The 21708-nt window shown below is 65.1% G+C and carries 18 protein-coding genes; 8 read left to right on the top strand and 10 right to left on the bottom strand.

Annotation, left to right across the window (positions count from 1 at the left end):
• Positions 1 to 4 precede the first annotated feature (4 nt).
• Both AB3X96_RS08945 and AB3X96_RS08940 read left to right on the top strand, forming a co-directional pair.
• Positions 5 to 2665, top strand: a complete 2661-nt coding sequence (locus AB3X96_RS08945) for a response regulator (RefSeq protein ID WP_368589420.1) — start codon at positions 5 to 7, stop codon at positions 2663 to 2665.
• A gap of 265 nt (positions 2666 to 2930) precedes the next feature.
• Complete coding sequence (locus AB3X96_RS08940) at positions 2931 to 3197, top strand: hypothetical protein (protein ID WP_368589419.1); 267 nt, start codon at positions 2931 to 2933, stop codon at positions 3195 to 3197.
• Positions 3198 to 3233: 36 nt separating this feature from the next.
• Here the strand turns inward: AB3X96_RS08940 and AB3X96_RS08935 are convergent, their stop codons facing one another.
• Genes AB3X96_RS08935 through AB3X96_RS08925 form a run of 3 tightly spaced genes read right to left on the bottom strand, consistent with a single transcriptional unit; the run spans position 3234 to position 5635 of the window.
• Positions 3234 to 4604 (bottom strand): ATP-binding protein, encoded by a 1371-nt coding sequence (locus AB3X96_RS08935; RefSeq protein ID WP_368589418.1) that lies wholly within the window; start codon positions 4602 to 4604, stop codon positions 3234 to 3236.
• A complete protein-coding gene (locus AB3X96_RS08930; protein ID WP_176124814.1) occupies positions 4601 to 5314 on the bottom strand; it encodes a response regulator in 714 nt (237 codons plus the stop codon). Before AB3X96_RS08930 ends, AB3X96_RS08935 begins: the two co-directional genes overlap by 4 nt.
• A gap of 27 nt (positions 5315 to 5341) precedes the next feature.
• Positions 5342 to 5635: an EF-hand domain-containing protein gene (locus tag AB3X96_RS08925; RefSeq protein ID WP_176107818.1), complete on the bottom strand. Its 294-nt coding sequence runs from the start codon at positions 5633 to 5635 to the stop codon at positions 5342 to 5344.
• A 247-nt stretch (positions 5636 to 5882) separates the two neighbouring features.
• Here AB3X96_RS08925 and AB3X96_RS08920 point away from each other — a divergent pair, with 247 nt between their 5' ends.
• A complete protein-coding gene (locus AB3X96_RS08920; RefSeq protein WP_368589417.1) occupies positions 5883 to 6221 on the top strand; it encodes a hypothetical protein in 339 nt (112 codons plus the stop codon).
• 317 nt (positions 6222 to 6538) lie between these two features.
• On the top strand, positions 6539 to 6817 hold the full coding sequence (locus tag AB3X96_RS08915; RefSeq protein WP_176107816.1) for a hypothetical protein: 279 nt from the start codon (positions 6539 to 6541) through the stop codon (positions 6815 to 6817).
• Here the strand turns inward: AB3X96_RS08915 and AB3X96_RS08910 are convergent.
• Positions 6806 to 8056: an arsenic transporter gene (locus AB3X96_RS08910; RefSeq protein WP_368589416.1), complete on the bottom strand. Its 1251-nt coding sequence runs from the start codon at positions 8054 to 8056 to the stop codon at positions 6806 to 6808. The genes AB3X96_RS08915 and AB3X96_RS08910 overlap by 12 nt on opposite strands.
• Positions 8057 to 8318: 262 nt before the next feature.
• On the opposite strand from AB3X96_RS08910, the gene AB3X96_RS08905 reads away from it, so the two are divergent.
• The 3 genes from AB3X96_RS08905 (at position 8319) to AB3X96_RS08895 (ending at position 10204) form a co-directional block, all read left to right on the top strand.
• The gene (locus AB3X96_RS08905; RefSeq protein ID WP_368589415.1) at positions 8319 to 8882 is read left to right on the top strand and encodes a cytochrome b; all 564 of its coding nucleotides are present in this window, start codon (positions 8319 to 8321) and stop codon (positions 8880 to 8882) included.
• A gap of 116 nt (positions 8883 to 8998) precedes the next feature.
• Complete coding sequence (locus tag AB3X96_RS08900; protein ID WP_368589414.1) at positions 8999 to 9574, top strand: YceI family protein; 576 nt, start codon at positions 8999 to 9001, stop codon at positions 9572 to 9574.
• A 48-nt stretch (positions 9575 to 9622) separates the two neighbouring features.
• Positions 9623 to 10204 (top strand): YceI family protein, encoded by a 582-nt coding sequence (locus AB3X96_RS08895; RefSeq protein ID WP_176107812.1) that lies wholly within the window; start codon positions 9623 to 9625, stop codon positions 10202 to 10204.
• Between the two features lie 32 nt (positions 10205 to 10236).
• Here the strand turns inward: AB3X96_RS08895 and AB3X96_RS08890 are convergent, their stop codons facing one another.
• The gene (locus tag AB3X96_RS08890) at positions 10237 to 11817 is read right to left on the bottom strand and encodes an EAL domain-containing protein (protein ID WP_368589413.1); all 1581 of its coding nucleotides are present in this window, start codon (positions 11815 to 11817) and stop codon (positions 10237 to 10239) included.
• Between the two features lie 277 nt (positions 11818 to 12094).
• Between AB3X96_RS08890 and dinB the strand changes: the two genes are divergently transcribed.
• Positions 12095 to 13261 (top strand): DNA polymerase IV, encoded by a 1167-nt coding sequence (gene dinB / locus AB3X96_RS08885; RefSeq protein ID WP_368589412.1) that lies wholly within the window; start codon positions 12095 to 12097, stop codon positions 13259 to 13261.
• Here the strand turns inward: dinB and AB3X96_RS08880 are convergent.
• The 5 genes from AB3X96_RS08880 to AB3X96_RS08860 form a co-directional block, all read right to left on the bottom strand.
• Entirely contained in the window at positions 13228 to 14718 is a 1491-nt protein-coding gene (locus AB3X96_RS08880) for a heavy metal sensor histidine kinase (protein WP_368589411.1), read from the bottom strand. The two genes, dinB and AB3X96_RS08880, sit on opposite strands and share 34 nt — an antisense overlap.
• On the bottom strand, positions 14715 to 15401 hold the full coding sequence (locus AB3X96_RS08875) for a heavy metal response regulator transcription factor (protein ID WP_013091374.1): 687 nt from the start codon (positions 15399 to 15401) through the stop codon (positions 14715 to 14717). The genes AB3X96_RS08880 and AB3X96_RS08875 overlap by 4 nt, the downstream gene beginning before the upstream one ends.
• A gap of 103 nt (positions 15402 to 15504) precedes the next feature.
• A complete protein-coding gene (locus tag AB3X96_RS08870) occupies positions 15505 to 17067 on the bottom strand; it encodes an efflux transporter outer membrane subunit (RefSeq protein WP_368589410.1) in 1563 nt (520 codons plus the stop codon).
• On the bottom strand, positions 17067 to 18293 hold the full coding sequence (locus tag AB3X96_RS08865; protein WP_368589409.1) for an efflux RND transporter periplasmic adaptor subunit: 1227 nt from the start codon (positions 18291 to 18293) through the stop codon (positions 17067 to 17069). The genes AB3X96_RS08870 and AB3X96_RS08865 overlap by 1 nt, the downstream gene beginning before the upstream one ends.
• 23 nt (positions 18294 to 18316) lie before the next feature.
• Positions 18317 to 21592 carry an efflux RND transporter permease subunit gene (locus tag AB3X96_RS08860; protein ID WP_368589408.1) on the bottom strand — a complete coding sequence of 1092 codons (3276 nt, stop codon included), beginning with the start codon at positions 21590 to 21592 and terminating at the stop codon, positions 18317 to 18319.
• Positions 21593 to 21708 lie beyond the last annotated feature (116 nt).

Genomic DNA, 21708 nt, shown 5'->3' with positions numbered 1-21708 from the left:
CTGCATGCCTTTTCCGGCACAAGACTACGGCTGCGCCGGCTGGCGCGGCGAGATGGCGCGACGCATCAGCGAATTCGACTGGCGCGCGACCAGCCTCGGCGCGATCGAAAACTGGCAGCGCAGTCTGACCTCGACGGTCCTGACGATGCTCGCGTCGCCGATGCCGCTCGTGCTGTTGTGGGACGAGCCCGGCTACATGATCTACAACGACGCCTATGCGGTCTTCGCGGGCGGCCGGCATCCGTATCTGCTCGGCCGTCCGGTCGAAGACGGCTGGCCCGAAGTCGCCGAGTTCAATCGTCACGTAATGGCCACCTGTCTCGCCGGCGGCACGCTGTCGTATCGCGACAAGGCGCTCGTGCTGCTGCGCGACGGCAAGCCGGAAGACGTGTGGATGGATCTGTACTACAGCCCGGTCGCGGGCGACAGCGGCGCGCCGGCCGGCGTACTCGCGACGGTCGTCGAAACCACCGGGCGCGTGCTCACCGAGCGCCTGCGCCAGCAAGCCGAAACCGAACTGCACGAGACCAACGAGCGCCTGCAACTTGCACTGAACACCGGCGCGGTGCTCGGCACCTGGGTGCTCGACGTGCGCACGGGCGAGGTTACCGGCGACGAACGCTTCGCGCGCACCTTTTCATTTGGGCGCGATACAGCGTCGAAAGGCTTCACGCGCGATGCGGCCACGCAGATCATCCATCCCGACGACCAGGAACTCAACGACCGCCTGACCGCCGAAGCGATCCGCAGCGGCGAGCCGTTTCGCGCCGAGTACCGGATCCGGCGTCCCGGCGGCGGCTATATGTGGGTGCAGGCGAACGGCCGCTGCCAGTTCGACGAACACGGCGAACCAACGCGCTTTCCGGGCGTGCTGATCGACATTCACGAGCGCAAGATCGCCGAACAGCAGCTTCTTCAGCTCACCGAAACACTCGAACAGCGCGTCGCCGATTCGATCGCGGCGCGCGCGCTCGCCGAGGAGCAGCTGCGCCAGGCGCAGAAGATGGAAGCGATCGGCAGCCTGACGGGCGGCGTCGCGCACGACTTCAACAACGTGCTGCAGGTGATCAACGGCAATCTGCAGATGCTCGCCGCCGACGCCGACGACAACCCCGTCACACAGCGGCGTCTATCCGCCGCAACCGATGCCGTCAGACGCGGCGCGAAGCTCGCCGCGCATCTGCTCGCGTTCGCGCGGCGTCAGCCGCTGTCGCCGACCGTGTTGAATCCGCGCCGCCTGCTGACCGGCATGAGCGAGATGCTGCACCGTGCGCTCGGCGAAACGGTGCGGATCGACACGGTGCTCAGCGACGATCTGTGGAACGTGCAGGTCGATCGCAATCAGCTCGAAAACGCGCTGCTCAATCTCGCGATCAATGCACGCGACGCGATGCGCACCGACGGCGTGCTCACCGTGCGCGCGACCAACCGCACGCTCGACGCCGCGTTCTGCCGCGGCAAACCAGACCTGTCGCCGGGCGAATACGTGGAGTTCTCGGTTGCCGACACCGGTTCGGGGATGCCGCCCGAAGTGCTGCAACACGTGTTCGAACCGTTCTTCACAACCAAGCCCGACGGCCACGGCACCGGCCTTGGCCTGTCCATGGTGTTCGGCTTCGCGCGACAAAGCGGCGGACAGGTGTCGATCGAAAGCGAAGTGGGACGCGGCACGACCGTGTCGCTGTTGTTTCCGCGCTGCTGCGAGGCAGAGACGCCGGAGACCGTCGACGGCACCGCGGCGTCGGTCGGCGGCGGCGAAACGATACTCGTCGTCGAGGACGATGCCGACGTGCGGCTGACCGCGGTCGAAATGCTCGCGCAGCTCGGCTACAAGGTGCTGACCGCGTCGAATGGCGACGCCGCGCTCGAGTTCATCGACAGCGACGTGCCGATCGATCTGTTGTTCACCGACGTCGTGATGCCCGGCAAGCTGAAGAGCGTCGAACTCGCGCAACGCGCGGCCGCGCGCACGCCGCCGCTGCCCACGCTGTTCACATCGGGCTATACGCGCGACGAAATCGTCCACCACGGCAAGCTCGACGCGGGCATCACGCTGCTGTCGAAGCCGTACCGGCGCGACGATCTCGCCCGTCTCGTGCGTAACGTTCTACGCTCGGGCGCCACCCCCGCGGACCGCGCGGCCGAGATGCGAGAAGCGCGTATCGCCGCATGCGTTCCGCCCGCGGCGTACGAAACCGTCGACACGTATGGCGCGACGAAGGCGCCGCAGAAAACGTCGAAAAAAGAGCCGAAGAAAAGGCCGCAAAAGGCGGCGCAGCCGCGCGCGGCCCAGGAAGCCGCACGCGTGCTGTTCGTCGAGGACGACACCGAATCGCGCGAGGCGCTTGGCGAACTGCTCGGCGCGCTAGGTCTCGCGTGCACCGCGGTCGCGAGCGCGGAAGCAGCGCTGCCGCTCGCGAACACGCAACACTACGACGTGCTGTTGACCGACCTCACGCTGCCCGGTATGTCCGGCGATGAACTCGCGCGCGCCGTGCGGCAAGTGCAGCCCGCCATCCGCGTGCTGCTGGTGTCGGGCTACGGTCGCAGCGCGGAGATCGGGGCGGCGATTCCGGGTGCGCGGCTCCTCGGCAAGCCGCTCGATATCGCGCAGTTGCGGCACGAGTTCGCGCAATGGCTCGATCACACTGAAGCAGCGTCCTAGTCCAAACATCGAACCTCTGCCGCCGTGGCGTAGGTGTCTTCATGATGCTTCAGACGTGCTACATCAGATGGCTGCAATGGCGCTTCCCGCGAGGTCGCAAGCCGACGCCTGAAATCGCAGACTGGAATGGCATATATTGTTGGTAAGGGTGAGTACCCGCAACGGCGCGGACAACCGCATCAGCCGTGCGCGCGCGGGTATGATGCCGGGCGCGGTGTCCACCGCGGCCGCTTCCGATGCCGCATTTTTAGCCACGAGAACCATCATGCCTGCCCAACACGACGAAGCACCCGGCGCTCACGACACGACGGATAAGCCGAAGCGCAAGACGCTGTCCCTGTCCGTGCGCAATCTCCTGATGGTCACCATTGGCGTCGTGATGTTCGCGATCGTGTCCGGTGTCGTGCTGTACAACCCGATCATGTACGGCGACGAGATCCCGAACTTCGGCATCATCCTGATGCTGACCGTGCCGGTGATCGCGGGCGTCGCGTTTCGAGTCGGGCTCGACGCGTGGCTCGATCGCGAGTGAGCGGCAACAACACCGCGCCCTGCTCCCGTTTCGCGGTTATGCCGCCTTTACCGGCAATACGACCCACACTTCGAGGCCGCCCCCTTCGCGCGGATGAAACTGCAGGCCGCCGCCGTGCAGCCGTGCGATCCGCTCGACGATCGACAGACCCAGCCCCGTGCCGCCGCTGTGTGCACGCGCATTGCGGCCACGCTGGAACGGCGCCTTCAGCTTTTCCAACTCCTGCGCCGTCAAACCTTTGCCGCGATCGCAGACCGCGACCGTCACCGTGTCCTGCGTCGCCCACGTGCGCACCGCAAGCCCGCTACCGCCGTAGACGATCGCGTTCTGCATCAGGTTCATCAGCAGCCGCATCATGCTGATCGGCCGATATGGAACGGCCGGCAAACTGCCCAACGAAAGTTCGAACTCATGCCCGAGCCCAGAGAAGTCGCCCGCGAGCCGTTCGATCAGCGCGTTCAGATCGCCAGGCTGCGCTTCCTCGCGCTCGCCGCTGCCCGCGTAGTCCATGAACTGCTGCAGGATCGTCTCGATCTGGTCCAGATACGATTCGGCGGCGATCACGAAGCTGCTGTCGGCCCCTTGCGGCATCGCCATCGCCATCGACAGGCGCAGCTTCGTCAACGGCGTGCGGATGTCGTGCGAGATGCCCGCGAGCATCAACGCACGCGTCGCTTCGGCGTCCTGTAACGCGCGCGTCATCTGATTGAATGCGCTGCCCACGGCGGCGATTTCGGCGGGGCCGTCGATCCGCAGCGGTGCGGGCAGATCGCCGGCGCTTACGCGGCGCGCCGCTTGCGTGAGCTCGTGCAAGGGTTCGTTCAGATGCAACTGGATCGCGTAGCCGGCGAGCGCGGCAAGCACGCCGAGACCCAACGACAGAAAGATCGCCGCTTCGAGGCCGCTGCCCTGCGCGTCCTCGGGAACCGGCAGCGCAATCCAGTATGGCGCGCTCGCCAAGCCCGCCGCGTTGCCGGCGCCGGCAAGCGACCCATGCATGCGAATCCACAGCCGCTGTGCGCCCTCGGTCTGCCAGCGCGCGGGCATATCCGCGGGCAGGTGCTTCTGCAGGCTGTCGATGAACACGCCGCGCTGATAGGTGCGATACGCGTGCAACAGATCGTGCGGCGGCGTGTCGGTCGCTTCGGGGGGCAATTGCTCGCGCGCGTCGAGTCGTGCGGTCAGCGCCGCGCGCGAGGCGGGCGGAGTGGACGCGAGCAGGTTGTCGAGCGTCGTCACGTAGGTCGCGAACACGGCCGCCGCGCGCTCGACCCGTGGCCGCTGGACGTAATGCAGCAGCACGACGATCGAGCAGATCTGGCTCAGCATCACGAGCGCGATCAATAGCGCGATGTTGCGCGCGAGCAGCGTGCGCGGCAGCAGCCTGCGTGACAGCGAGCGCATCATGATTCCACATCGGCGACGAGCATATAGCCGACGCCCCAGACGGTACGAATGAAACGCGGCTTCGACGGGTCGTCCTCGACGATCTGCCGCAGCCGCAGCACCTGCACGTCGATGCTGCGATCGAGCGCATCATGGTCGCGCCCTCGCGCACGCGCGAGCAGGTTGTCGCGGCTCACCGCGCGATTCGGCGACGACGCGAGCGCGACCAGCAGCAGCATCTGCGCGGAATGAATCTCGAGTGGCTCACCCGCGCGCGATAGCTCCTGTTTGCCGACGTCGAGCGTGAAGTTGCCGAAACGCACGCGCTGCGACGTCACCGTGACGTCGCCGGCGGCCATCTTCTGGCGGCGCAGCAGCGCATTGATTCGCGCCACCAGCTCGCGCGGCAGGAACGGCTTCGCGAGGTAGTCGTCGGCGCCGGTTTCGAGGCCGGTCACGCGATCGAGCGGATCGCCCTTCGCGGTCAGCATCAGGATCGGCAAGGTCTGCCCTTGCGCGCGCAGCTTCGCGCAAATCTCGAGGCCGTCCTCTTCGCCGATCATCAGATCGAGTATCAGCAGATCGAACGGCTCGCGCTCCAGGTAGCGGTTCAGACGCTTGCCGTCCTCGGCCGCGCGCACGTCGAAACCGTGGCCGCGCAGGAAGCGCAGCAGCATGTTGCGCAACTCGGCTTCGTCGTCGAGCACGATGATCCTGGCGGGGCGTTCCATCCGAAAGCTCCTCGATGTCCGAGCCGCTCAGTGTGCGGCGCCGCGTTCCTGCATGAACGCCTCGATCTGCGGCAGCGTGATGTAGCCGGCCTTCTGCGTGTCGATCTCATCGAAATGACGCGCGAGCATCGGCATGCCGGCCGCCGCCTGGTCACGGGTCAGCTTGCCGTCGTGCGTGGTGTTCGCGGTTGAAAAGCGCGTCTGCAACTGCTGCTCCATGCGCTCCATGCGCTGCTGGCTGATACCTTGCGGCGCGGCGGCCTGAGCGAACGTGACGGTGGACGCGCAGCACAGCAGCACGGTGGCGAGCAACTTCTTCATGACTGACTCCTTCGGTTGGAACATCGACCGTCGCCTGGCTGGGTGCCGCGATCCGTTTCGATGACAGGCCGAATTCTTGGTCAGACGCCGCGCGACCGCAATTCAAGAATCATGTCGAATCATGTCACGGCGCCCAGTGCCGGTGCCGCGTGACATCGAATGAAATGAGTTTGCGGTTTCGCTTCGCGGACCTGCTGCGTATCGTTCCGTCTGCCGTCTGTCGGCTTTCACGCATCAGGAGTCCAAAATGAGTATCCGTCTCGCCTGTGCTTCGACTTTCACCGCCATCGGTCTCGCCTGTTCTTCCGCTGCCTACGCGAGAGTCGTCGTGTATCTGCCCGCCGCCGTGGTCTACGCGCCGCCGCCACGGCCGGTCTACTACCCGGTGCCGGTCGATCCCGTGTACGTATCTGCGCCGCCTGTCGCCGTTCCGGTGGCGGCCGCGACCATCGTCGCGGCGCCGCCCGTACAGCCGGCGAACACCTCGGCCACCGCCGCCGCGGTCCTGCCGCCCGCGCCCAACTATGCGGTGGTGCCCGCGCCGACGCTCAGCTATGCGCAACCGCTGGTGACCGTGCCGCATTGAAAGCGCGTTCCGGGCCCTCGCGCGGGCGATTTTCGATCGCACACGGCCGGGCCACGCCGTTGACTCAGCATAGGACACGCGCCTGGCGCGCACGCCTGGTGAATTCCCGTTGTCTGGTTGAAAGGTGGAGCGCCGCCAGTAAAGCTTGCATGGACTTTGCCGCTTCTTACCATCGCGCAGCGCGCGAGGCGCGCTCACATGTGGCGCTTTGCGCCGTCACGGCTGATTTTGACTACATAAAGGCGGCATGGAACGGAGCTTGCTGTCCCTTTTAGGTTCGCGCGCCCCTATCCCCACATCTTTCCTGGACCTTCGTGATGAGCTACCAAGATATCGACAGGGAAATTGCCCACCTCGAAGTCGTTTTCAATGCACTTTCAGCGCGCGACCGTTTTCCGCTGTCGTACTGGCATCGCCGGCTGCATGCGTTGAACCGGTCGTCGATGGTGCCCGCGCAACGTCAGCGCGTCGCTCACCTCGAAGCGAGGCTGCGCTCGGTCGGCGCGCAACTGGACCAGCTCGCCGGCGCCGCACGCCGCGGGTCCCGCGCAAGCCCGCGGAGCAAGGACCGGTCAGCCGTCCGTTCAGCCCGTTAGAATCCGTGCCCCAAGCGCCAGCACGAGCGCGGGCACCATCACCAGCACGCCGACCTTCAGGAATTTCATGAAGCCGACGTCTTCGCCTTCGCGGCGAATCGCGTTGAGCCACAGGATGGTCGCGAGCGAGCCGCTGATCGACAGGTTCGGCCCCAGGTCGACGCCGATCAGGAACGCGTCGATGACGCGCTCGGGGCTCTGCGCCTGCATCACGGTCGAACTCGCGATCAGTCCGGACGGCAGGTTGTTGATCAGATTGCTGAGCGCCGCGATGCTCGTGCCGGCCCACGCGGCCGCTTCCATTTCGTTGTGCTCGGTCGCGCGCCGCAGCGCACCCGCGAACGTGCTGATCACGCCGGTGTGATCGAGCATCTCGACCAGCACGAACAGCCCGGCGACGAGCGGCAATACATTCCACGAAATTTCGCGGATCATCGGCAGCGGTGATTTGCGTTCCTTGATCAGCACGACGAGCGCGGTCAGCGCGCCGAGGATCGCGGTCGGCATGCCGAGCTGGATGTCGTACGCGGAGACCGTCAGCAGCGCGCCGGCCGTCACCGCGATGCCCGCGAGCGCGACCTTGCCGCTCGCCGACAGCTCGACCGCGTCGAGATTCGCCTCGCAGACGCCAGCCAGTGCGTCGCGTTGGGTCCAGCGCAGCATCACGAAGGTCGCGCCGATCGACAGCACCGACGGCAGCGCGAAGCGCAGCATCCACGGTCCCAGCGGCGGCGTGTGATTGCCGTACAGCACGATGTTGGCCGGATTCGAAATCGGCAGCACGAAGCTCGCCGCATTGGCGACGAACGCGCAGACGAACAGCAGCGGCAGCGGCGGCGTCTTCGCTTTCTTCGCCGCCGCGAACACGGCGGGCGTCAGCACGACGGCGGTGGCGTCGTTGGAAAGAAACGCGGTGATCACCACGCCGAACAGATACACGAGCACGAACAGCTTGCGCGGCGAACTGCGCGCATGATTGACCGCGAGCACCGCGACCCAGTCGAACAGCCCTTCGCGGCGGCCGACTTCGGATAGCAGCATCATGCCGATCAGGAACAGATAGACGTCGGTGCCCTTGCCGATCGCTTCGATCGCCAGATGCAAGGGCAACAGGCCGAGCACGACGAGCAGCACCGCGCCCGCGACGGCCCACACGGCTTCGGGCCATTTGAACGGCCGTGTGATCACACCGGCGGTGGCGGCCGCGGCAATGCCCCAGGAAAGAAAAACGGAATTCACAGCTTGAAGCCCGGATAATGGGTTATGTCGGTGGCTGCGCAAAGCGCGCGCAACCTTGTTGTTCGGGGCCACAAGTTACCACAGCGGTTGCCGCAGCGACCGGTCCACGGCAGTCGGCGTGCCTTGTCACGCGCAAGCCTTTCAACACAATTAACGTCAACGAAGAAACAATCTGTTCCCGCGCACCCCCTATTCAGTTTCTATTGGCCTCCCTACTATCCGCATTCCCACGCGGCTTATCGCGAGCAACGGATAGAAAACGATGCAAACACAGGCTTCCGCTCCCACGCGCTACCACGGCGCCGCAATCGCGCTGCACTGGCTGATCGCCGCGCTGATGATCTGCGGCTTCTACGTCGGCTGGATCATGACGGATATCCCAGGCTTCACGCCGACGAAGCTCAAATACTTCTCGTGGCACAAATGGATCGGCGTGACCGTGTTCGCGCTCGCGCTGCTGCGCGTGCTGTGGCGCGCGACGCACCGCGCGCCCGCGCTCGATGCCGCAACGCCCGCATGGCAGAAGGCCGCCGCGCATCTGGTGCACGGCCTGCTGTATCTGCTGATGCTCGCGATTCCGCTGTCCGGCTACTTCTACAGCTCGGCGGCCGGCATTCAGGTCGTGTATCTGGGCGTCGTGCCGCTGCCGACCATCATCGGTCCCGATCAGGCGCTGAAGGCCACGCTGCGCACTGTGCACGTGCTGCTCAATTACACGCTGCTCGCACTGGTGCTGATGCACGTGCTCGCGGCGCTCAAGCATCAGTTCGTCGATCGTGACGGCCTGCTCGCGCGCATGGTGCCGTTTCTGAAGACCCATGCATAACGACATGACAGCTTGAAGAAAGGCACAATGCCTGTCGATTGGTTACGACTGGTTGGCAATCAAATTCCTCGCGGTGTGCAATCACGCCGCGAAGCTCGGATAGGATGCGTACCATCATGAAGACACCCTTTTATCTCTCCGCTCATCGCGCGGCGCTCGCTTCTTTCGCGGCGCTTGCGCTCATCGGCACGAACCTCGCGCACGCCGACGTCGACCTCGCGAAAAGCAGCGTGATCGCGACGACCAAACAGATGAACGTGCCCGTCGACGGCAAGTTCAGGAAGTTCTCCGCGCAGCTGAACTTCGATCCGGCGAAGCCGGCCGCGGGCAGCGCGAACGTGTCGATCGACACCGCGAGCTACGACCTCGGCGCCGACGACTACAACAAGCAGGCGCAAGGCAAGGAATGGTTCGACAGCGGCGCCTTCCCGAGCGCGACCTTCGTGTCGAGCTCGATCGCGCCGGCCGGCGGCAACCAGTACAAGGTGACCGGCAAGCTGACGATCAAGGGCAAATCGCAAACGGTCGTCGTGCCGGTCGTGATCGCGAGCCAGGGCGCCACGCAAACCTTCGACGGCTCGCTGCCGATCAAACGCACGCAGTTCGACGTCGGCACCGGCGAATGGAAAGACACGTCGGTGGTCGCCGACGAAGTCGTCATCAAATTTCATCTGGTCGCGGCAAACAAATAACGTTCAACACAGCAGCACTGCATTACCTTTAGACCCCTGGAGTCCAACTTGAAGAAATCCTTCCTGCTCGCCGCCGGCGCGCTCGCCGCCGCATGCTCGTTCAACGCGATGGCCGCCGCCGAGACCTATCTGCTCGATCCGACGCACACATCGCCGAGCTTCGAGACCGACCACTTCGGCGGCCTGTCGATCTGGCGCGGCAAGTTCCAGAAAGCCAACGGCACCGTCGTGCTCGATCGCGCGGCGAAGACCGGCACGGTCGAGGCGACGATCGATCTGAGCTCGGTCGGCATAGGCAACGACAAGCTCAACGAGGAACTGGTCGGCGACAAGTTCTTCGACACCGCGAAGTTCCCGACCGCGACCTACAAGGGCACGCAGATCCGCTTCGACGGCGACAAGCCGGTCGAAGTGATCGGCACGCTGACGCTGCATGGCGTGACCAAGCCGGTCAACCTGAAGATCGAATCTTTCAAGTGCATCCAGCACCCGATGCTGAAGCGCGAAGTGTGCGGCACGGAATCGGTCGCGACGTTCAATCGCGACGATTTCGGCATCGACTTCGGCAAGGCGTACGGCTTCAACATGAAGACCACGCTGCATATCCAGGCCGAAGGCATCAAGCAGTAAGCGCATCGCGCCCGGCCAGGCCGGGCGCTGAACTACTGGATCGCGGGCTGCGCCGGCGCGTGCGACGCGCGGCGCGCCTCGAGCCATGCGACCAGTTCCTCGCGACGCATCGCCTTCGCGAACAGCCAGCCCTGGCCATACTGAACGCCCCGGCGCACCAGATACTCGACCTGCTCGCTGCGCTCGATTCCCTCCGCGACGATTTCCACCCCCAATTCGTGCGCCATGTCGATGATATGCGGCGCGACGATGCTCGACGCCGCGTCCTGGGCGATCGTGTCCACGAACGATTTGTCGATCTTCAGCACGTCGATCATGAAGGTTTGCAAATAGGCGAGGCTCGAATAGCCGGTGCCGAAATCGTCGATATAGACCGGGTGGCCGGCGCTTCTGAAGGCCGCGATCGTCTGCCGGGTCACATCGGCGTTCAGAAAACTGCGCTCCGTCGCTTCGATCCTGATCTGCGCGGGACGCAGGCCGGTTCCGGCGAGCCTCGCGTTGATCAGGTTCAGAAAGCGCGGCGTGCGCAGATCCTCGCCGCTGACGTTGACCGACACGTAGAACGACGGCCGCGAACGCAATAGCTCTGCCAGATCTTGCAGCGCTTTATCGAACACGAGGTCGGTCAACGACTGGATCAGGCCATGCTGCTCGGCCAATGCGATGAAGATATTCGGCGAGATATCGCGTCCGTTCAGATTCCATCTGGCCAGCGCTTCGACGCCGACGCATTCGCTGGTCGCGAGATTCACGATCGGTTGATAGACGACGTCGATGGTTTTATGGGAGATCGCCCATTCGAGCGAGGCCTGGAACGACACCTGCCGCGAGATCCGTTTGAACGCGAACCAGCCGAACGCGGCGCCCATCGCGACGCCGAACGATAGCCACGTCGCCAGCAGCCCGGGCCAGTCCCTGAGCAGGCTGGTGCGCCGGCCTTTGACGACGACACCGAGGGCGCGCGACTCCGAGCGTGCCACCGCGTAGTTCCATTCATCGCTATCGACACGCCCCGCCTGCTTCCATGCATGGAGCATCTCGTCGGGGTCCGCGCCGGACGACAGTGCAACGATCGAATTTATCTCCGTGTTGATCGTAGCGATCGCCCTTCCCGCTGGATCCATCACATCGACATATGACTGGGGATCGATCGACACGTATTCGCCGTTGCGCCCGATCTGGATATCCTCGCGCAAGTCGCTGAGCGGATTCTTTTGCTGAAACCAGACCAGGTAGCCGTCGTTGCTGCGCCAGCGCGGCGGCGGCAGTTCGACATCCCGGGTCCGAACGTCGCCCAGAAGCGGCGAGCAAAGATAGCGCCCGTCGCCGTACGCGCCCGCGTCCCGCACGTAACGGTAGTTGAAGATCACATGGGCAGCCCGTTTCAGGTATTCCGGCGAGCACGGCTCGGCGTGCTCGGCCTGCAGGTCCGCGATCGCAGCAAAGCCCTGATACGTGACCAGTTCCGTGCGCATGATGGCCTTCTCCGCGTAAAGGCTCAGATCTCGCTGCTCGCGGCGGGCGACGTCTTCGTTCGCGATATAGATGCTGATCAGGACCGGCAGCACCGTTGCGGCGCAGCCGAGTGCGATATACGCCGAAATCAGCGACATGCGCTTGATCATCTGTCGAGCCCGGTGGTGGACGGTCGCGGCGAATTCGGCTGCAGCGGTTGCGGCCCCGCCTGGACCCGCCACGCAACCTGCGGATTTCAGTGTGAAGAATAGTTACTGGAGCCGCTTTTTCAACATTGCGTTGAATGCCACGCATGCGGCCAGCCGCGGCGACCCTGACCGGTGGCGCGCCCGGCAAGGTACCATTACGGCCTACCGGCGTCGCGACGCGCGCCGTCACCGCTTTCGTTCATTCCCATCGCCCGCTTCAATTTCCATGAATTCGCCATCCCGCCGCATCGCGCACCTCGATATGGACGCGTTTTACGCGTCCGTCGAACTGCTGCGCTATCCGGAACTGCGCGGCCGCGCGGTGGTGATCGGCGGCGGCCGCAACAGCGCGCCGCAAGTGCTCGAAGACGGCAGCAGGCGCTTCGCGAAGCTGCGCGATTACGCGGGCCGCGGCGTCGTCACCACCTCAACGTACGAGGCGCGCGCGCTCGGCGTGTTTTCGGCGATGGGCATGATGAAGGCCGCCGCGCTCGCGCCCGACGCGATCCTGCTGCCGACCGACTTCGATTCGTATCGCCACTACTCGCGCCTCTTCAAGGCGGCCGTCAGGACGTTCACGGACCGCATCGAGGATCGCGGCATCGACGAGATCTATATCGACCTGACCGAGCTGCCGGGCGAACCGGCCGATATCGGGCGGCGCATCAAGGATGCCGTTCATCAGGCCACCGGTCTCACGTGTTCGATCTGCGTCGCGCCGAACAAGCTGCTCGCGAAGATCGGCTCCGAACTCGACAAGCCCGACGGCCTGACGATCCTCACGCCAGCCGACATACCGCTGCGCGTATGGCCGCTGCCGGTGCGCAAGGTCAACGGCATCGGCCCGAAGGCGGCGGAGAAGCTGAGCGCGCTCGGCCTCGCGACGGTCGGCGATCTGGCCGCCGCCGACGCCGGGCTGTTGCAGGACAATTTCGGGCGCAGCTATTCCGCGTGGCTGATGGAAGTTGCGCAGGGTCACGACGAGCGGCCCGTGGTGGTCGAATCGGAGCCGAAGTCGATCAGCCGCGAGACCACCTTCGAACGTGATCTGCATCCGCGTCACGATCGGCCGGCGTTATCTAGCGCGTTTACGGGGCTGTGCGTGCGTGTCGCCGACGATCTCGTGCGCAAGGGCTACGTGGGCCGCACGATCGGCATCAAGCTGCGTTACGACGATTTCCGCACCGTCACGCGCGACTTGACGCTCGGCGAACCGACCGCCGACGCGACCGAAATCCGCCGCGCGGCGACCGAATGTTTGCGACGCGTGCAGTTGAACCGCAAGCTGCGGCTATTGGGCGTGCGCATCAGCACGCTGAGCTCGGCCAGCGAACAGGCGCTGAAGCCGCGCCTGCCGGTTCAGGCCGACTTGCCTTTCGCGAGCGACGAATAGGATGTATCGGCGGCGACGCCGGCCGCATTCGCACTGGCATTCGCGCTCGCACGCGCGGCCGGTATATCGCCCGAAGTGGACATCACCGACGCCGCCATCGAAAACGAAAACGTGTTGATGCCGTTCGCGCTGTGCGCGGATACGGTGCCACGATGCATCTCGGCGATCGCCTTCACGATCGCGAGTCCGAGCCCGTGGTTTTCGCGGCTATTGGTGCGCGAGACTTCCGCGCGATAGAAACGGTCGAACAGATGTTCGAGGACGTCCGGCGCGATCGGCTCGCCCGGATTCGCCACCGCGACGCGCACCTGGTCGCGCATCGCGCCTTCCCCGCGCGCGATCGTCACGCTGATCGTCGCGCCCGGCTCGCAGTGCTGGATCGCGTTCATCAGCAGGTTCGTGCACGCGCGGCCGAACAGCGAGCGGTTCACGCGCGCGAACGCATCGCCCTGCAACTTCGCATGCACGCGCGCCTCTTCGAGCGGAATCTCCAGAAATTCCAGCGTATGCGCGACTTCGGCCGCGAGCGACACCTCGATCAACCCCGTCGCGCGTTCGCCCTGGTCGGCACGCGCGAGGAACAGCATGTCGTTGATGATCGCGCGCATCCGCTCGAATTCTTCGAGGTTCGATTGCAGCGTGTGACGCAGATCGTCGACCGAGCGGTTGCGCGTCAGCGCGACCTCCGTCTGGCCGATCAGGATCGTGACCGGCGTGCGCAGTTCATGCGCGACGTCCGCGTTGAACGATTCGAGGCGGCCGTAGGCGCCGTCGAGCCGTTCGAGCGCACCGTTGAACGAGTTGGCGAGATCGTTCAGTTCGAGCGGCAAGGACGCGGTATTGAGCCGCTGCGAGCGGTTGTTCGGGCTGACCGCGGATGCGTCGCGCGTCAGACGCGTGAGCGGTGCGAGGCCGATGCGCGTGACCGAGTAGCTGAGCAGCAGCACCGCGAGACTGCCGAGCGCGGACAGCGCCGCGAGTGCCGAGCCGAACACGCGCATCGTGCGCAGGTTCGGCGAATAGCTCGCCGCGACCTGCAACTGCACCGCAGGCCGCGCACCATTGGCCGGCAAGATCACCGTCGAGGTCAGCATGTCGGGGCCGCCGCCCTCCGGCGCGATGCGCGCGTAGCCGCCGGGCCAGCTCTTCGTGACGGTTCCCTGCACCGGCGTGCCGAAGTGGAAGTTCGGCTCCGCGCTCGTCACCGAGTACATGGTGCTGCGGTCGTGCGGCGTCATGTCGGTGAGTTTTTCGCGGGCCATCCGCCATTTTTCGGGCGTCACCGCGTGAGAGACGATGATGCGCGCGATCTGCGTGCGATCGTCGAGCGACTCGCGCAGATGATGTTCGAGCTGCGAGCGCAGCACCAGAAAGAGCCCGCTGCCGACGAGCGTAAACACGAACAGCGCCACCAGCGCGAACATCGACGCAAGGCGGCGGGCAATCGAGCGGTTCATGATGACTCGGCCTCTTCGCGCACTTCGAGCACGTAGCCCATGCCACGCACCGTGTGCAGCAGCTTCGACGGGAATGGGCCGTCGAGTTTCGCGCGCAGCCGCTTGATCGCGGTTTCGACGACGTTCGTGTGGCTGTCGAAATTGACGTCCCATACGAGCTCGGTGATCGCGGTCTTCGACAGAATATCGCCCTGGCGGCGCGCGAGCACGCTGAGCAGTTGAAACTCTTTCGCGGTCAGGTCGAGGCGCACGCCGTCGCGGGTCGCGCGGCGGCCGATCAGATCGACGAACAGATCGCCGACCGAAATCAGCGTGGACTCCTGCGAACGCGTGCGGCGCGCGAGCGCATGCAGACGCTCGACGAGTTCGAGGAACGAGAACGGTTTGGTCAGATAGTCGTCGGCGCCTTCGCGCAGGCCGCGCACGCGATCGTTCACGTGGTCGCGCGCGGTCAGCATGATGACCGGCGTCGACTTGCGCATGCGCAGCGCCTTCAGCACGCTGAAGCCGTCGCGCTTGGGCAGCATCACGTCGAGGACGATCACGTCGTAATCGAATTCGGTGGCCAGGTGCGTGCCCTCTTCGCCGTCGAGCGCGACGTCGACGACCCAGCCCTGCTCTGTCAAACCGGAGCGCAGGTAGTCCACTACCTTGTGCTCGTCTTCAACAATCAGCAATTTCATCCGTGTCCCCGCCACTAGTGGCTGTCAACCTTGCATTATACGAACGCCCTCGATTCTTCGCGCCGATCCCACTGCGTCGGCATGGAAGCTCGGCCGCGGCGATTCAGCGTGCAGGCGGCATGTCTTTCTGCTGCGCGTCGCCGGCGGGCGCTTGCTGCGGCATCGCCGCAGCGTCGGTTGCATATGCCTCGTTCGCGGCCATCGCACTGCCTTGCGCGCCGCCATCCCAACCGCCGCCGAGCGCCTTCACCAGCGCCACCGAAAGCGTCAACTGCTGCCCATGAATCTGCACATCCGTGCGCTCGCTCGTGAGCAGCGACTCCTGCGCGTCGATCACGTTCAGATACGCGACGAGCCCGCCCGAATAACGATCGTTCGCGAGCGACAGCAGCCGCTGCGCATCCTCGACCGCCTCACGCGACTGCTTCGCCGCGCCATCGAGCACCGACAGTCCGGTGATGCCGTCCTGCACCTGCTGGAACGCGCTTAGCACCGTCTGCCGATAATTCGCCTCGGTCGCCTTGTAGCCCTCGCTCGCGAACTTGACGTTGGCCGCGCGCCGCCCGCCGTCGAAGATCACCTGGCCGACCGCCGCGCCGAGCGTCCACATCAGCGTGGGCGCGCTCAGCAGATTGGCGAACTCGGTGCTCTCCCAGCCGATGCCCGGCGTCAGCGTCAGGCTCGGGAAGAACGCGGCCTTGGCCACGCCGATCTGCGCGTTGGCGGCCGCCATCGCGCGTTCCGCCGATGCGACGTCGGGCCGCCGCTGCAGCACGTCGCTCGGCACGCCGAGCGGCACCGTCGGCGGCTTGATGTCGAGCACCTTCGGCTCGATCGCGAACTGCGGCGCCGGCACCCCGACCAGCGCGGCGATCGCATGCTCGAATTGCGCGCGCTGATTCAGCAGCAGTTGCGCCTGCACGCGCGTCGCATCGAGCTGCGATTTCTGCTGCAGCACATCGAGGCCCGATACCGAACCGAGATCGTGCTCGGTGTTCACGTAGTCGAGCGCCTTCTGCTGCAGCTTCACCGACTGGTTCAGCACGTCGATCTCGTTGTCGAGCTCACGCAGCGAGAAGTAGTCGGTGGCGAGATCGGTCGTCAGCACGAGGCGCGCGTTCGCGAGGTCGTCCGCCGACTGTTCGGCCGACGCCTGCGCGCCCTCGACCTCACGACGGATGCGGCCGAACAGATCGGTGTCGTAGCTGAGCGTCGGTCCGAGCTGGATGTTGTTCTGTACCGTCGATTGAGTCGGCGTCGCGTAGTTGGTCAGCGGCCGGTCGTGCGAAATGCGAAAGCGCGAGGCCTGGGCCGAGAAATTGACTTCCGGCACGCGCTGCGCGCTGGTGTTCGCGAGTGTCGCCTTGGCCTGCTCATAGTGCGCGCTCGCCGCGGCGAGCGTCTGGTTCTGCGCGAGCGCCTGGGTTTCGAGGGTCGCGAGCGTCGGATCGGCGAAGCCCGTCCACCAGTCCGGCGCAATCGGCGCATGCGACGGCGCGGCGACGCGCCAGAACGAATCGGTGTGCCATTCGGGCGGCACCTCGGCTTGCGGACGCTGATAGTCGGGACCCACCGTGCAGGCGGCGAGCAAGGCCGCGCCGGCGCAAGCGCCCAGCGCGGTGAACGCGGTGCAGCGTGGGCGCGCCCGGCGGGAAGCCGCGAACATCAAGACGCCTCCTTGCCGTTCTTCGGCAGCGGCTGCACCTGAACGTGATCGCCGTCGGCAATCGAGTCGCTCGGATTGATGATGATGCGATCGGTCGGCGAGATACCGCTTTCGATTTCGAGCTGCTGTCCGAGGTCCACCGCGATCACGACCTTGTGCAGGCTCACGTTGCCCTTCGCATCGACGACCGCGAGGCGCGGACCCTCCGCGCGAAACAGCAATGCGTTGCCCGGTACCGTCAGGCGCTCGTGCGCGGCGGCCGGCACCTCGACCTGCACGTAGGCGCCGGGGCGCAGCCTGGCGTCGGGATTCGGCAGCGTCACTTCGATCTGCAACGAACGCGTGGGCACGTCGATCGCGCCGGACATATGCGTGATCGTGCCGTTGAACTGCTGGCCCGGCAGCTCGGCCTGCGTGACCACGACCTTCTGCCCGACCGCGACGTTCTGCGCGTAGGCCTGCGGCAACTGCACATAGACGCGCAACGGGTCCGACTGCGCGAGCGCGAACAGCGCCCGGCTCGTGCCGCTGCCCGCGTCGATCAGATCGCCGACGTCGACGTTGCGCTGCGTGACCACGCCGGCAAACGGCGCGATGATCCGCTTGAACGATTCGAGCTGCTGCAGACGCTTGACGTTCGCATCGGCAGCGGCGAGATTCGCGAGGTCCTGCGTGTAGGTGCTTTGCCGTTCGTCGAGTTCCTGTTGCGACACCGCATCGCGCTGACGAAGCTGCTGCCAGCGCTCCAGCGAGCTCTTCGCGAGCGCGAGGCTCGAATTGATCTGCTGACGCTGCGCCAGCGCCTGCGCGAGTTCCTGGTCGATTTCCGGCGTATCGAGCTCGGCAAGCAATTGCCCCTGCTTCACGCGGGCGCCGATATCGACGTACCAGTGCAGCAGATAGCCGGTCGCGCGCGCATAGATCGGCGATTCGACATAGCCGCGCAACGTGCCCGGCAGCAGCGTGTTGCCGCCGCCGTCGGTCTGCTGTGGCGTGACGACGTTCACGTACTGCGTGGCGTTTTGCTGCGCGGTCGCCGTGACTTCGCGGTTTTGCATCACGTTCGCGATCACCGTGCGCAGCGTGCCTATCGCGAGCAGCACGAACACGATCAGGATCGCGATCTTCGCGTGCCTCCATTCGCGATGGCGCGGCGGCAGCAAGCGCTCCCCCTGTTCGGTTTCCCGCGTGGGGATCGCTAGCGATGCATGAGTTTTTTCGGTCATCTCAGTCAACCAACGTTTAACTTTTACGCGGGCGTCGCCGCACTGCTGTGTTCTGGCGCGGGGCTGTCGCTATGGCCGCTGCTTCGACCGCCATCACCGCCTGTTCCACCGCCATTGCCGCCCGTTCCACCGCCATCGCCGCCGTTGTCGCCGCCGTTGCGATGACGGCGCGCGAGCCACGAGTGAATGCCCGCGAACACGAGCGGCACGAAAAACAGCGTCGATACGGTAGCGAACAGCAAGCCGCCGATCACCGCGCGGCCGAGCGGCGCATTCTGCTCGGCGCCCTCGCCGAGACCGAGCGCCATCGGAATCATGCCGATGATCATCGCGAACGCGGTCATCAACACCGGACGGATCCGGCTCGCGCCGGCTTCGAGCGCGGCCGCGAGCGGCGGCGCGCCGGCCGAGAGCCGCTGGCGCGCGAACGCGACCATCAGAATACTGTTCGCGGTCGCGACGCCCATCGTCATGATCGCGCCGGTCAGCGCCGGCACGCTCAAGTGGGTGCCAGTCAGGAACAGCATCCACATGATGCCCGCGAGCGCCGCCGGCAACGCGCTCACGATGATCAGCGGATCGACCCACGATTGGAAGTTCACGACGATCAGCAGATACACGAGCACGATCGCCATCGCGACGCCGATGCCGAGCCCAAAGAACGAACTGCGCATGGTCTCTACCTGGCCGCGCACGGTGATCGTGCTGCCGCGCGGCAGCGTACCGCGCACCTCGTTGACGATCCTGTCGACCTGATTCGCCACGCTGCCCAGATCGCGCTTTTCAACGCTCACAAAAAGATCGATCACCGGCCGGATGTTGTAATGCGTGACTTCCGCGAACTGGCTCTTCGGCGACACCTGCACGAGGTTGCCGAGCAGTTGCGTCGGCCCGTTCATCGTGGCCGACACCGGGGTGCGCAGCAGTTCGTCGATCGACGACACCTGGTACTGCGGCGTTTGCACCTGGACCCTGTATTCGACGCCGTTCCTGTTGTTGACCCAGAAGCCCGGCGACGTCTGCGAGCTTCCCGATAGCGAAACGAGCACGTTCTGCGCGACGTCGTTCGCGGTCAGGTTCAGTTGTTGCAGGCGGGTACGGTCCATGTTCAGACCGAGCACCGGTTCGTCGAGCTTCTGCTGGATATGCGTGTCGACGGTGCCGGGAATCAGGCGCACCTGCTTCAACAGCTTGCGCGCGACATCGAGGTTGCCCTGCTGATTCGCGCCGGCAATCTGCACGTCCACCGCGGCGGGCAGGCCGAAGTTCAGGATCTGCGTGACGATATCGGCGGGCTGAAAGAAGAACTCGACGCCCGGGAAACGCTGCGGCAGGATCGTGCGCAGCTTGTCCATGTAGATCTGCGAGGGCTCGTGGCCTTCGTTCAACGCGATCTGGATCTCGCCGTCGAGCGTGCCCATCGTGCCCGCATTGCTGTACGAAAGGTTGATGCCGCTATACGGCAGGCCGAGGTTGTCGAGAATCGTGCCCAACTCTTTGGGCGGCACGACTTCGCGGATCATCTTTTCGACCTCGTCGGCCAGCCGCGCGGTTTCCTCGATCCGCGTGCCGGTCGGCGCGCGCATGTGCAGACGGATGTCGCCCGCGTCGACGCTCGGGAAGAAGTCTTCGCCGAGCGCAAAAAACAGACCCATCGACAGCACGCAGAAACCGAGGAACAGCGTGCCGAACATCTTGCGGCGCACGAGCAGGCTGCTCAGGATCATGATGTAGGCCGCGCGCATGCGCTCGAAGCCGGCGTCGAAGCGGTGATACAGACGCGTGAACAGACCCGGCTTCGCGCCCGCCTTCGGCTTGTGCGCGTGGCCCATCAGCAGCATCGCGAGCGTCGGCACCAGCGTACGCGACAGGATGTACGACGCGAGCATCGCGAACACCACCGCTTCCGCGAGCGGCACGAACAGATAGCGCGCGACGCCGGTCAGGAAGAACATCGGCACGAACACGATACAGATACACAGCGTCGACACCAGCGCCGGCACCGCGATTTCGCCGGCGCCGTCGAGAATCGCGTCGTGCAGATTGGTGCCCATGTGCAGGTGCCGCTCGATGTTCTCGATCGTCACGGTCGCGTCGTCTACCAGGATACCGACCGCGAGCGCGAGGCCGCCCAGCGTCATGATGTTGATGGTCTGCCCGAGCGCGTGCAGCACGATCAGCGACGACAGGATGGACAGCGGAATCGAGATCGCGATGATGCAGGTGCTGCGCCAGTTGCCGAGGAACAGCAGGATCATCGCGGCGGTCAGCGCGGCCGCGACCAGCGCCTCGCGCACCACGCCCTGCACCGCCGCCTTCACGAACACCGACTGGTCGAACAGCGCGGTGATCTGCAGATCCGGCGGCAGCGCGGCGCGCGCGGCCGGTAACAGGCCTTTCAACGTATCGACGATCGACAGCGTCGACGCGTTGCCGTTCTTCAGCACCGACATCAGCACGCCGCGATGGCCGTTCTGCCGCACGATGTTGGTCTGCGGCGAGTAGCCGTCGCGCACATGCGCGACTTCACGCAGATAGGTCGTCGCGCCGTTGACGGTACGCACCGGAATATCGTTGAGGCCTTCCAGCGTCGGCGGCGAACCGTTCATGTCGATCGTGTATTCCTTCGGCCCGATCTTGGCCGTGCCGGTGGGCAGAATCAGGTTTTGCGCGTTGAACGCGTTGACCACATCGGCCGGCGTCAGGCCCTTGGCCAGCATCGCGCGCGTATCGAGGTCGACCGAGATCAGCCGCGATTTGCCGCCATACGGGTACGGCACGGCCGCGCCCGGAATCGTCACGAGTTGCGGACGCAGGAAGTTCAGCGCGGTGTCGTTCAGGTCCTGCTCCGAGAGCTTCGGACTCGACAGACCGAGTTGGATCACCGGAATACTGGAAGCCGAGTAGCTGATGACGAGCGGCGCGGTGGCGCCCGGCGGCATCTGCTTCAACTGCGCCTGCTCGACGGCGACCGTCTGCGCGATGGCCGTCTGGATGTTCGCGTTCGGCTGCAAAAACACCTTCAGGATCGCGATGCCGGGCAGCGACTGCGATTCGATATGTTCGATGTCGTTGACCGTCGTGGTCAGACTGCGCTCGTTGACCGACGTGATGCGGGTGGCCATGTCCTCGGCCGACAGCCCGGTGTACGTCCAGATGATGCTGACGACCGGAATGTTGATTTCCGGCAGCACGTCGACGGGCGTGGTGAACAGCACGAAGGGCGTCGCCAGCACGATCAGAATCGCCATCACGATGAACGTGTATGGCCGCTTAAGCGCTACGTTGACGATCCACATTGAAACGGGCCAGAGAAAATGCGGGTGGAGGGAGGGATTGAATCTCCGCTTATGCTAGATCGGTAGCACCAACGCCTGCATGGCGCGAGAATGGCGAAATTGTCAGGAAGCTTGTT

The organism is Paraburkholderia sp. BR13439, assembly GCF_040948805.1.
In the GTDB taxonomy this organism is placed as follows: Bacteria; Pseudomonadota; Gammaproteobacteria; order Burkholderiales; family Burkholderiaceae; genus Paraburkholderia; species Paraburkholderia youngii.
Note: the sequence above shows the minus strand (reverse complement) of the source record. Positions and strands in the feature narration are given on the sequence as shown.